Raw genomic sequence first — 11,977 nt, forward strand, 5'->3', positions numbered from 1 at the left:
AGCAGACGAACTCATGGCTTCCCCGAACCCGGGGTGAACAGTGAACACGGAGCCGGCGGAGCTCCGTCGCGTCGACGGACAAGCCCAAGGCGCCGCGCGCATCAGGGGGCGGAGCGTATGGATCACGCCCCGCCCCCGCGCTTTGCGACGGTGGATCAGCTCACGTCCAGTGCCACGTCGTCCACGACGAAGCTGGTCTGCAGGTAGGCGTCCTCCTTACTGGTGAACCCCAGCGTCACCGTCTGCCCCGCGGCGGATCCGACGTCGAAGGACTGCTGGACATAGCCGCTGCTCGCGTCGAGATTCGAGTACGTCGCCAGCGTCCGGGAGCCCAGCTTCACGGTGAACGTGTCGTAGGCGGTCGCATCGCCCGCCGACTCGTCGGTGTCGGTGCGCAGGTAGAACGACAGCCGGTACGTCGCGCAGCCCGCCGGAACCGTCAGTGACTGCGTGGCGATGTCGCTGTGGGTGCTGCCCCAGCCGCCGAACCAGGCCTGGTAGGCACCGCTGTGCGCGGGCTTCTCGGAAGTCCGGTTGTTGATGATCTCGTCCGACTGGGTCCACGGCGTCGTGCCGTTCTCGAAGCCGCCGTTGGCGACGACCTGCCGCGCCTGGCAGGTGCCGCCGCCACCGACGACCAGCGAGTACGTGGTGGTGTGGGTGGCGGTGCCCGTCCCGGTCACGGTGAGGGTGTACGTACCCGCGGTGGTCTGTGCCCCGGCGGAGACGGTCATCGTGGACGAGGAGCCCGACTGTACGGAGGACGGGGCGAAGGAGACGGTGACCCCGCTCGGCGCACCGGATGCGGTGAGCCGCACACTCTGCGCGGAACCGCCGGTGGTGGCCGTGGACACGGTTGCCGTGACGGAAGCGCCGGTCTGGACACTGCCGGACGCCGGGTTCACCGAGACGGAGAAGTCGTCGGTGGGTGCGGTGGTGCCGACGGCCGTCTTCCACACCGTGTAGGCGACCCCGTCCGCGCTGCGGTCGAGTGCGGTCGCGTTGATGTTGGCCGTGGTGTCGCACGACTGGTGGTAGCACGGATCGTACGAACGGCCCGCGGTGCCGCCCCACTTGGAGGCCTGGGCGGCGGACTTGGTGTCGCTGGCGCCGGTCGCGTATCCCGAAGTGGCTATGCCGCCTTGCTGGAACGAGTAGTCGTCCGAGCGCCCCTGGCCCTCGACGTTCTCCTCCGGGGCGAGGCCGAGCGAGGTCCAGTACTCCTTCATCGGGGCCGATGCGGCGGAGTTTAGGTTGTTGACGAAGTAGCCGCCGTTGGTGGAGGCGACCATGTCGAAGTTGTAGTAAGCGCTGATGGCGGTCCGCTGGGCGGCGGTGAGCTGGCCGACGTAGTACTCGGATCCCTCCAGGCCCTGTTCCTCGCCGTTCCACCAGGCGAAGCGCACATGCTTGGTCATGGTCGGGTTCTGCTGGGCCAGGGCGAGCGCGTTCTCCAGCAGGGTCGCGGAACCGGAGCCGTTGTCGTTGATGCCGGGACCGGCGGCCACCCCGTCCAGGTGGGCGCCGAACATCACGGTCCGGTCGGCCGGACCTCCCGGCCAGTCCGCGATCAGGTTGTTGCCGCGGTAGGTGCAGGTGGTGCAGGTCTGTTCGCTGACGGTGTAGCCGGCCGCCTGCAGCTTGCCCTTCACATAGGCGAGCGAGGCGGTGTAACCGGCGCTGCCGGCCCGCCGGTTGCCACCGTTCTGCGAGGCGATGGTGTTCAGCTGGGCGAGGTGGGTCTGCACGTTGGCGACACTGATGTCGGGGGGTGTGCCACCGGGATTTCCGCCGCCGTCGGTGAGGGTCAGCGTGTACTGGGCGGTGTGCTCCTGAGTGCCCGCGCCCTTCACGGTGAAGGTGTACGTCCCGGGCGCCGCGGCCGACGTCGTCGAGACGGTCATGGCCGAGGTCGCGCCGGACTGCACCGAGGACGGGCTGAACGACACGGTCGCCCCGCTCGGCAGGCCGCTCGCGGAGAGGTTCACGCTCTGCGCGCTGCCGGAGCTGACAGTCGTCCGGACCGTGGCGGTCACCGAACTGCCGGGCTTCACCGATCCGGAGGCCGGGTCCAGTGACAGCGAGAAGTCGTTGTTGCCGCTGGGCGCGCAGGTCGGGTCACCGCTCTGGGCGGGGACGCTGACCGCGTCCCAGGCAGCCTTCGCCCGGTTGAACAGCACACAGGTCGCGTCGAGGTTCTTGGCCGCGGTGAGCGTGGCGGTGCGGTAGCGCTTGTACGTCATGCCGCTGGTCTTGAGCAGCATTCCGCCGTAGAAGACCTTGCCGGCACTCTGGATGCCCACACCGGTGACCGAGGAGCTGTTGCAGGTGGGGCTGGACGGTTTGCCGCCGCCGGGGTTCGATCCCTCGGCCAGCAGATAGAACCAGTGGTTGAGGGGACCGGCCGCCGCATGCTCCTCGGTGCTGGGTATGGAGGAGCTGTAGCAGTTCGGGTCGCCGATCTGGCCCGGGTTGTACATGATCCGGATCGGCCCGTTGCCCACCAGGTTGATCTTCTCGCCGACGGTGTAGTCCGGGTCGTCGTACGGGGCGGGCTCGTTGGTGTAAGCCTCGGTCAGCGCCCCCATGATGTCGCCGGTCGCCTCCCCGAGGCCGGACTCGTTGTTCGCGCCGCCGGGCGTGTACTGGTCGATGCCGTGGCCGAACTCATGGCCCACGACGTCCATGGCGCCGATCCACTGATTGGCGTTGTTGTGGCCGATGGAGACGGTGGAGCCGTCCCAGTAGGCGTTCACGTCGTTGAGCCCGACCTTGACCGGCCAGCTGCGGCCGTTGCCGTCGTGGCCGTTGCGTCCCAGCCAGTCGCGCAGCATGTCCCACTCGTGCTGGGCCGCCCACATGACGTCGACGCAGCCGGTCTCCTTGCTGGAGGCACTGCCCGTTCCCCAGGAGTCGCTGGACTTGGTGAAGACGCTCCCGGTGCTGTAGTCGGCGCAGCTCAGCCCGGGGCGGGCCGGGTCGCGCAGCGAGTAACTGCCGCCCGAGGAAGTGGTGTTGATGGACAGCGGGGAGGGGCCGTTCCACTGGCTGTTGCCGGTCCCGGCCTTGACGTCGTCGTAGCTGTCGAGCACCTTGCCGGTGCCCGCGTCGACGAAGACGTGGAGCCGGCTCGGCGCCTTCGAGGTCCGGCCGGTGAGCACGGTCTCCCAGGCCAGCCGGGACTTCGTGCCGGTGGCCCGGACGACCAGACGGTGGCTGTCGACCCGCTCCACCGTGCTGAGCTTCCCGCGCGAGGTGGTTTCGGCGGCCTCGGCGGAGACGGTCGCGGTGGTCGGTACGTTGATGCGCCGGGAGACGGCCGACTGGGATCCGCGGATGCGCCCCTTGGAGTCGGCCACCACGACGGCGTCGCCGCCGACGACCGGCAGGCCGCGGTAGGTGCGTTCGTACGCGATGGAGTAGAGCCCGTTGACCCAGGGGGTCACCATCTGCCGCTCGTACCGCTCCTCGGGTCCCTTGGCCAGGGTGTCGAGGCCACTGGCTGCCGCGCGGTCGGCCGCCGACACGGCAGCCGAGAGTGCGGTCGGCGCGGGCGGGGACGGTTCTGCAGAAGCTGACTGGCCACTGGTGGCGACCAGCATTCCGGCGAGGACGGCCAGGGTTGTCCCGGCCGTCATCGGTCTGCGTTTCATCGAGGCTCCTCGGTTCGTGGGGACCTCGGTCACGGGCAGTGGCATGGGAAGTCGGGCCCGCCCACGCTGTCGGCGCCGGCCCGTCCGCCCAGGTGGTGTCCGTGATCGGGCGACCGAACACTCACACGTAGCCATGTCTCCGTCAACGAACTGCGGTCACAGGCAAGGGACTTGGCAAGTCTGGTCAAGTCGCCATGGTGCGATCGCACAGCAGATGCACAGGGAGAGGTGAGGCAGCGGGTCCCGGGCGAAGGCGGGCGTTCGAGGGGGCTCGTTGTGGCGCGATGGCCGGGAGGGCTGGACAGGATGACGGAGTGGATCTATCCTGCACTCGCATCAAGTGACGGAAGCGTCAGACGCGCTGGCGCCAACATATCATGAATGAAGGTATTGCGCAAGGTGTCTGACGTATCGTTACTTGGCGGATCTCGGCTCATCGCTCATACGGACGGAAGGCTTCAGTCTTGACTTCGCAAACCCCCGACGCAGCGGCAGCCGGTACCTGGAAGCTCGGCGATCTGACCGTCAACCGGATCGGCTTCGGCGCCATGCGCCTGACCCAGAACGGTGCCGCGTTCGGCGACGACCGCGGACCGCACGACCGGGAAAGGGCGATAGCCGTGCTGCGCCGGGCCGTTGAGCTCGGTGTGAACCACATCGACACGGCGGCCTTCTACTTCTCACCGCTGCGCTCGGCCAACGAACTGATCAACCGGGCCCTGGGCCCGTACGCGGACGACCTGGTCATCACCACCAAGGTCGGCCCCGGCCGCGGCCCCGGCGGCGACTGGCTGAACTGGGCCCGCCCCGAGCAGTTGCGCGGACAGGTCGAGGAGAACATCCGGCAGCTCGGCCGCGACCACCTCGACGTGGTGAACCTGCGGATGAACGGTCCCGCCCCGATCAGCGAGCAGTTCGGCGCGCTGGCCGACCTGCGGAAGGAGGGACTCATCCGCCATCTGGGTCTGTCCAACGTCTGGCCGGAGCAGATGGTCGAAGCCCGGGCCATCGCGCCCGTCGTCTGCGTGCAGAACAGATACGGCATCGGCGAACGGCGCGCCGACTCGCAGGACATCCTGCGCACGTGTGGTGAACTCGGCATCGCCTTCGTGCCGTTCTACGCCATCGCCGCCGGGGGTCGCGAGGCCGGGGCGAACATCACCGCGGAGCATGAGGCGCTGCTCGACATCGCCAGGGCCCACAACGCCTCTCCCGCCCAGGTCCGGCTCGCCTGGACGCTCCAGCAGGGCCCGCACGTCCTGGCCATTCCGGGCACGGGCAACCCGGCTCACCTGGAGGCCAATGTGGCGGCCGGGGCCCTTCGACTCACCGAGGACGAGACGCGGCGGCTCACCACGCTGGGCCAGAGCACCGACTGACCGGCCCCGGCAGGTGGCCGGTCGGGCGGGGAACGGCGCATCCAGCCCGGTGCGTGCGGTGACAGCGGCGCCCCGGGCCGGCCGCCCTGCGGACGTAACATGATCCTCATGGAGCAGCGCGAACTGGGCAGGACCGGACGGGACGTATCGGTCGTCGGGCAGGGCACATGGCAGCTCGGCGGGGACTGGGGCGAGGTGCGCGAGGAGGATGCCTTCGACGTCCTCGACGCCGCTGTCGGGGCGGGCGTCACCTTCTTCGACACCGCGGACGTGTACGGGGATGGGCGCAGCGAGCAGCTCATCGGCCGCTATCTGAAGGAGCGCCCCGACGCGGGCGTCCTCGTGGCGACGAAGATGGGCCGGCGTGCCGATCAGGTCCCGGAGAGCTACGTCCTGGACAACTTCCGTACGTGGAACGACCGGTCGCGGGCCAACCTCGGGGTCGACACCCTCGACCTCGTGCAGCTGCACTGCCCGCCCACGGCCGTCTACTCCTCCGACGAGGTCTACGACGCCCTCGACACGCTGGTCGTCGAGGAGCGGATCGCCGCCTACGGGGTGAGCGTCGAGACGTGTGCCGAGGCGCTGACCGCCATCGCCCGCCCCGGTGTCGCGAGCGTGCAGATCATCCTCAACCCGTTCCGCCTCAAGCCGCTGGACGAGGTCCTCCCGGCCGCGCGTGCGGCCGGGGTCGGCATCATCGCCCGGGTGCCGCTCGCCTCCGGCCTGCTCTCCGGCAGATACACCGCGGACACCGTCTTCGCGCCCGAGGACCACCGCACGTACAACCGGCATGGCGAGGCGTTCGACCAGGGCGAGACCTTCTCCGGTGTCGACTACGGCACCGGGGTGGCCGCGGCTGCCGAGTTCGCCGGGCTCGCTCCGGAGGGGGCGACTCCCGCTGGGACGGCCCTGCGCTGGATCATTCAGCAGGACGGCGTCACGAGTGTCATTCCCGGTGCCCGGTCGGTGGAGCAGACCCGGGCCAACGCGGCCGCGGCGGCGCTGGAACCGCTGTCGCCCCGGACCGTCGACGCGGTGCGGGACCTCTACGACCGCAGGATCCGTGCGGCGGTCCACGGCCGCTGGTGACGGGTCCGGCTACCGGCCGGTTGCGGGGGAGGGCGCGTCGCTCGTCGAGGTGCCGCCGCCCGGAGTGGTGGCGGAACTGGAATCGGGGGAGAACAGGCTCATCCCCAGGTAGACCGCGGCAAGGAAGGCGACCGTGCCCGCGATGGCGCTGGCCACTCTGGGCCGGCGTCTGATCGCCTCGCGGGTGCTGCGCCGCCGGTTGTTACGGGGCCGGCTCGCCGCACGCCGCCCACGGCCCTGTGCCTGGGGCAGGCGGTACGTCGTCGGGGAACCGGAGTCCGCGCCGCTGCGCTGCGCGGCAGGCGTGGGGGATGCGGGCGTCGGCGCATAGGCGACGGCCGGGGCTCGCGGGGGTGCGGGCCGGTGCTGCGGCAGTGGTTCCGCCTGCCCCCGCCAGGCCTCGCTGTGGAACCAGTCGGCGACCTGCTGGGCGGTGGGCCGGTCCTCCGGCTGTTTCGCGAGCAGGCCCAGAAGGTACGAGTCGAAGGCGGCGGACATGTCGACCCCCCGCTGCCGCAGTGGCACGGGAGGCGTGTCCACGTGCTGGTACAAGGTCGCGGTCGGGGTGTCCGAGCGGAACGGCGGCTGGCCGAGCAGCAGTTGGTAGATGACACAGCCGAGGGAGTACATGTCCGAGGCGGCACCGGCGGTGCGGCCGAGGGCCCGTTCCGGAGCGAGGTAGAGACTCGTGCCGACGATGTGGCCCGTCGTGGTGAGGGCGGCCGAGGGGTCGTCGACGAACTGGGCGATCCCGAAGTCGCCGATCTTGACGGAGCCCTCGGCGTCCAGCATCAGGTTTCCCGGCTTGATGTCCCGGTGGACGATGCCCTGCCGGTGGGCCGCAGCCAGTCCGGCGGCCGCCTGGCCGGCGATCCGGGCGACCTGTTCCGGACCCAGCCGCTCCTGTGACAGGAGCAGGTCGGAGAGGCTCCTGCCCTCGACGAGTTCCATCACCAGGAAGAGGCGGTCCTCCCAGGACCCGAAGTCGAACACGGCCACCAGATGCGGGTGGCTCAGCCGGGCGGCGGTCTGCGCCTCCAGCCGGAACCGCGCGGTCGCCGACTCGTCGGCGTGTTCCCCCAGCAGCAGCTTCACGGCCACGGCCCTGCCGAGGACCTCGTCCGTGGCCCGCCAGACCTCACCCATCCCGCCACGGCCGATGGCGGATATCAATCGGTACCGACCAGCAACCAGCACCTGTGCACACCTATCTCGAATAGCTCGCGTATCTCGAAAAGCCCGGGCCGGGGACCGCTCCGGCCGCCGCGGCGGCGACCTCGCCCGGAACGATGGACGGGGTGGGGGTACGCGGCAAGATCAGGATATCCGGCGCGCGGACCCGGGTCGACCGGCCGTCACCCCACCCCGGCAGCCCGCACGGTGACGGGCCGCCAGGCCTCGCGCGAAGGCGGCGCCGGCCTGGTTCGGGGAGCTGGAAAGGACCTAGGGCGTGTTTTGAAAGTAGCGCCGTCCGCCCGAAGGGCGGGCCCGGCGGCGTCTGGTGCGTGCGATCGCAAGGCGCGGAAGTGGTCTCGTAGCGGAGCTACTAGGGCATTTCCGCAACGCCGCGAGCGTGCGTGCCAGACGCCGCCGGGCAGGCGGGACTTTCAAAACACGCCCTAGCCCCGGCCGGGAGGGGCCGTCCGGCCCACCGACTCCACCAGCGGCAGCAGCCGGTGCGGCACGCGTTCGCGCAGCGCCACCTCGGTCCGGGTCCTGACCACGCCCGGAAGCTGGATCAGCTGCTGGATCACGTCCTCCAGATGCCCGTTGTCCCGCGCCACCACCCGGGTCAGCAGATCTCCGCCGCCTGTGGTGGAGAACGCCTCGACGATCTCGGGCACCGCGGCCAGCGCCTCGCCCACGTCGTCCAGATGCCCCTGCGTCACTTCCAGATGTACGAAGGCGAGGACAGGGTGGCCCAGGGCTGCGGGGGAGAGGAAGGGGCCGCTGCCGGTGATCACGCCGTCCCGTTCGAGGCGGTCGATACGGGCCTGGAGGGTGCCCCGGGCGATGGACAGGATCCGTGCGTACTCGCGCACGCTCGTCTGCGGCTGCTCGATGAGCAGTCGCAGGATCCGGGTGTCGAGCGCGTCCACCGCCATGGTCCGTCGGCCTTTCGTGGTCGGTCTCTCGGGGCAGTGACTGTACCAATGGCACACTGCCGGGCCGGCCACGTCGATGTGGCCTTCACTCCCGCGCCGGCACGCGGCGCATTGGCGCGGGAGTGAGGACCGGGCGTCAGAACTGCACGTCGGAACAGGCGTAGAACGCGTTGCCCGTGTCGGAGATCGTCCAGACGCCGAGGATCAGGTGCTTGCCGGACTTCTGCGGCAGCACGCCCGAGTGGGACACGGTGGAGCCGGGCAGCCGGCCGCCGAAGGGCACGGTGAGGAACGGCTGCGGGTCCAGGTCGGCCCGGGTGAGCGGCTTGGCCGGATCGTAGCCGTCCCTGGTGATGTAGTAGCGGAAGTCGGTCGTTGCGTGCCGGGCCTCGATCCGCCAGTTGAACGTGTAGTTCTGCCCTGCGGTGACCTGTGTCGCCGGCCAGGCGCCGCCCCGCGGGTCGTCGAGCTCGGAGAAGCGACCGATGCCGCCCGAGCAGATGTGACCGTCCGCCGGTCCGCGGGTGGGGAATCCCTTGGGCCCCTCGACGCTCGGCGGCTCCCACTGGATCTGGCCGCAGTGCTTGACGGTGCCGATGCCGCAGAGCTGCTGGCGGCTGATGGGGGAGTCGGTGTAGCCGTGGCTCTGCGCGCTGCCGGAGGTGGCGAACAGAGCCACGCCGGCCAGGCCGAGCCCGGCCAGTAAGGAGGTGATCTTTCTGCGCATACGTCGCTCCTGGAGATGTGGGGTGATGTCCGGAGAGTGCTGCGGTCTAGACCAAGGGTGAGCGTAGCCATGTCAATCCGGCGTGTCCACGTCATCGAGTGGAGTGCCGCTGGATGGCTGAATTGTCACCCGGCCGGCGATCGCCCGGCGCTGTCAGGCGCTGTCAACGCCGCGTGCACGCACTTGCCGCCCGGGAGCGGTTCGGTGAAGACCCGGGCTCCCGGGTCCTCGGCGATGAAGGCCTCCCGGTCGCCGTCGGCCGTCCGGAGCATCAGCTGGTCGAGATCAGGCTCGTCCGTCTGCTGACCGGCTTCCCCTCCGTGATCGGCTGATTGCGCCTGGATACCTCGCTGACGTGTCGACACCGGGCAGTGAGGCCGTTCCCGGGCGATACAGGCATCTCCCCCAAGGGCCGAATGGCGGCGGGCGTGGCAGTCGTTCGTGCGCCGTGTCGCGACAGGGGTGGTCCGTTGGCTCTGCTGTGGCTGGACAAGATGATGCAGGTCTGGGCCATTGGCTCATAAGATTGGGGCTGAGTTGAACCATTAGCTCCCTAGATGCTCAGATGGGTCTGTCAATGGCGCTGCGGGTCCCCGGGGGATCTCTGCGGCGCCTTTCTCATGTCCGGGCTGGTACATACGCGAAAAGGGCGGGACAACTTGCTGAAGAGGGCGTTCGTCGCACACGATCCGGGGCGGATCCGGCTGCGGTTCGCGTCCCGGGCCGTACTGGGCATCGGGCTCGCCGTCGCGCTGTGCGGAGCGGCCGGGCACTCCCTGGTGGCGGCCATCACCGGTGGCCTGGCGGCGCTGCTCGCACTGTTCACGGTGACCGATCCGACGGTGCGTGGGCAGGCGGTCACGACCGCGCTTCTCCCCGTTGTCGGTCTCCCGGTGCTCACGCTCGCCGCCGTGCTGCACGGTGTGCCCGTCGCCCGTGACCTGGCGTTCCTCGCCGTCGTGGGTGCGGGGGTATACGCGCGGCGGTGGGGACCTCGCGGGCACTCGCTGGGCGTGTTCGGCTTCATGGCCTATTTCTCGGCCCAGTTCCTGCACACCGTGCCCGGTCAGCTGCCCGAGCTGTACGCGGCCGTGCTGCTGTCGCTCATCGCGTCATCGGCGGTGCGGTTCGGGGTGTGGTGCTACGAGCGGCGGCTCGCGGTGCCCGTGGCAGTCGCTCTCCCGTCCGGGGCGGCGGGGCTCGGGAGGATCACGACGCGGCAGGCCGTGCAAGCGACGATGGGGGCGGGGTTCGCGCTCGCGGTGGGGCAGGTGCTCTCCGATCAGCGTTGGTACTGGGCGGTCGGCGCCACCTGGTGGGTGTTCGTGGCCACGACCTCGCGAGGCGAGACCGTCGTGCGCGGTTTCAGACGGTTCCTGGGGACGGTGCTCGGCATCGGCCTGGGCTTCGCCGTGGCCGTGCCGCTGCACCACGAGCCGGTCGTGGCCGCCGTGGTCGTGGCGGTGAGCGTGTTCGGGATCTTCTACACCGCCGCTGTCTCCTACACCTGGATGATGCTGGCCGTGACCGTGATGGCGAGCATGCTGTACGGACTGCTCGGCGTGCTCGACGCGGATCTGCTCATGCTGCGGGTGACCGAGACGGCGGCCGGGGCGCTCGGTGCCGTACTGGCAGTGCTGTTCGTGTTGCCGGTCACCACGCACTCGGTGACCGAGGCGTGGGTGGAGCGGGCGCTGCGGTGCGTGCACGCGTGCACGGCGCAGGCCGCCGCCCGGCTCGCCGGAAGCGAGGATGCCGATCCGCACCGCCGTGTTGTCGAGCTGGAGGCGATCCTCGGCCGGGTGCGCTTGTCACTTGCGCCGCTGGTGCATCCGCTCAACCCGATGAAGGCCCGCAAGCGACGGGCGCGGCAGGTGCTCGCGCTGCTCGACGACTGTGCGCGCGAGGTGCGCGGCCTGGCTTCCGTCGCTGCCGACCCGGAGGCCTCGCACGACATCCGGCTTGCCGCGGCCTGCTGGCGGGTGGAGGCCGCCGTCGAGGCCCTCACTGACGCGCCGGCCGTCGGGCGACACGTCCGGCTCGACAACGCGGTGGCCACGGAGCCGACGGGTACCGAACAGGTGCTCGCCCACCTCCACGCGTTGGAGCAGGCCCTGCTCGAGCTCGCCGTGCCCCTGCGCAGGGCCGGCCGCATTCCGGCCGGCACCTGAGCCGACGGGCGCGGCGGGGTGGGGCAGGCTGAGGGCGCCCTGCGGCGCGGCACCCCTAGGGCCTGTGTGGAGTTGTCCCGCGGCGTCGCGGGGCTGGGCACGCGCGCTCGCGGCGTTGCCGAAACGTCCTGGTAGCTCCGCTACAAGGACGCTCCGGCGCCTTGCGATCACACGCACCCAGCCCCGCTCCTTCCTCCACGGGACAACTCCACACAGGCCCTAGGGACGTCGAGGCCGGCAACGGGGCTGCGCCGTTCCCTCACCCGACCTCGGAATCATCGGCAGAGCGGTGGGTCGGCACTCTCTTCCCGGCTCGGATCACTGGGTCGAGACCTTGTGGACAGTGGTGTCATCGGGTCTCAGCAGTCGCCCGTCCGCCGACCGTACTTCCAGCGCGCGAAGGGGGTGCCCCTGTCGGCTGTCGACCAACTGCGAGTGCGGTTCGCCGGGGGCGAAGAAATTCTGTTCACCCCATTGCCGCAGCGCCACGATGACGGGGAAGAGGGCCTTGCCCTTCGGGGTCAGTACGTACTCGCGATAGGTGCTGCCGTCCGAAGCGGGGACGGATTCGAGGACACCGCCGGCGACCAGGGTGCGCAGGCGCGCGGTGAGGATGTTCTTCGCCACGCCGAGGCTGCGCTGGAACTCCCCGAAGCGACGGCTCCCGTCGAAGGCGTCTCGCACGATCAGGAGAGACCACCAGTCGCCGATCGCGTCCACTGACCGCGCGACGGGACAGTCGCTGTCGTCGAAGCGTGTCCTTGTCACCATGTCGTCCTCCACTCTCATTCCAGCACTCCCATTCTGGTTGCAAGATGCTACCAAAGAAAGCTACGGTCCTCGCTGGTAG

9 protein-coding genes are annotated in these 11,977 nt (G+C 70.0%); 4 read left to right on the forward strand and 5 right to left on the reverse strand.

What is annotated here, in order from left to right; translation table 11 throughout:
* Window positions 1–155: 155 nt before the first annotated feature.
* The gene (locus OG912_RS34075) at window positions 156–3,638 is read right to left on the reverse strand and encodes a M28 family peptidase (protein ID WP_327713612.1); all 3,483 of its coding nucleotides are present in this window, start codon (window positions 3,636–3,638) and stop codon (window positions 156–158) included.
* A gap of 479 nt (window positions 3,639–4,117) precedes the next feature.
* On the opposite strand from OG912_RS34075, the gene OG912_RS34080 reads away from it, so the two are divergent.
* Both OG912_RS34080 and OG912_RS34085 read left to right on the forward strand, forming a co-directional pair.
* On the forward strand, window positions 4,118–5,032 hold the full coding sequence (locus OG912_RS34080) for an aldo/keto reductase (protein ID WP_327712667.1): 915 nt from the start codon (window positions 4,118–4,120) through the stop codon (window positions 5,030–5,032).
* Between the two features lie 99 nt (window positions 5,033–5,131).
* Window positions 5,132–6,124 carry an aldo/keto reductase gene (locus OG912_RS34085; RefSeq protein ID WP_327712668.1) on the forward strand — a complete coding sequence of 331 codons (993 nt, stop codon included), beginning with the start codon at window positions 5,132–5,134 and terminating at the stop codon, window positions 6,122–6,124.
* A 9-nt stretch (window positions 6,125–6,133) separates the two neighbouring features.
* Here OG912_RS34085 and OG912_RS34090 read toward each other — a convergent pair whose 3' ends face one another.
* The 3 genes from OG912_RS34090 to OG912_RS34100 all read right to left on the reverse strand — a co-directional run bounded on the left by OG912_RS34090 (window position 6,134) and on the right by OG912_RS34100 (window position 8,956).
* Window positions 6,134–7,270, reverse strand: a complete 1,137-nt coding sequence (locus OG912_RS34090; RefSeq protein WP_443061048.1) for a serine/threonine-protein kinase — start codon at window positions 7,268–7,270, stop codon at window positions 6,134–6,136.
* Window positions 7,271–7,743: 473 nt separating this feature from the next.
* Window positions 7,744–8,229 (reverse strand): Lrp/AsnC family transcriptional regulator, encoded by a 486-nt coding sequence (locus OG912_RS34095; RefSeq protein ID WP_327712670.1) that lies wholly within the window; start codon window positions 8,227–8,229, stop codon window positions 7,744–7,746.
* 136 nt (window positions 8,230–8,365) lie between these two features.
* On the reverse strand, window positions 8,366–8,956 hold the full coding sequence (locus OG912_RS34100; RefSeq protein ID WP_326734611.1) for a lytic polysaccharide monooxygenase auxiliary activity family 9 protein: 591 nt from the start codon (window positions 8,954–8,956) through the stop codon (window positions 8,366–8,368).
* Between the two features lie 173 nt (window positions 8,957–9,129).
* Between OG912_RS34100 and OG912_RS34105 the strand changes: the two genes are divergently transcribed.
* Together OG912_RS34105 and OG912_RS34110 are read left to right on the forward strand one after the other, a co-directional pair.
* The gene (locus OG912_RS34105) at window positions 9,130–9,288 is read left to right on the forward strand and encodes a hypothetical protein (RefSeq protein ID WP_327712671.1); all 159 of its coding nucleotides are present in this window, start codon (window positions 9,130–9,132) and stop codon (window positions 9,286–9,288) included.
* Window positions 9,289–9,615: 327 nt separating this feature from the next.
* Window positions 9,616–11,127, forward strand: coding sequence for an FUSC family protein (locus tag OG912_RS34110; RefSeq protein WP_327712672.1), 1,512 nt, complete (start codon window positions 9,616–9,618; stop codon window positions 11,125–11,127).
* 318 nt (window positions 11,128–11,445) lie between these two features.
* Here the strand turns inward: OG912_RS34110 and OG912_RS34115 are convergent, their stop codons facing one another.
* A complete protein-coding gene (locus tag OG912_RS34115; protein ID WP_327712673.1) occupies window positions 11,446–11,898 on the reverse strand; it encodes a winged helix-turn-helix transcriptional regulator in 453 nt (150 codons plus the stop codon).
* Between the last annotated feature and the right edge of the window lie 79 nt (window positions 11,899–11,977).

The sequence above is a fragment of the Streptomyces sp. NBC_00464 genome (assembly GCF_036013915.1).
Lineage (GTDB): Bacteria > Actinomycetota > Actinomycetes > Streptomycetales > Streptomycetaceae > Streptomyces.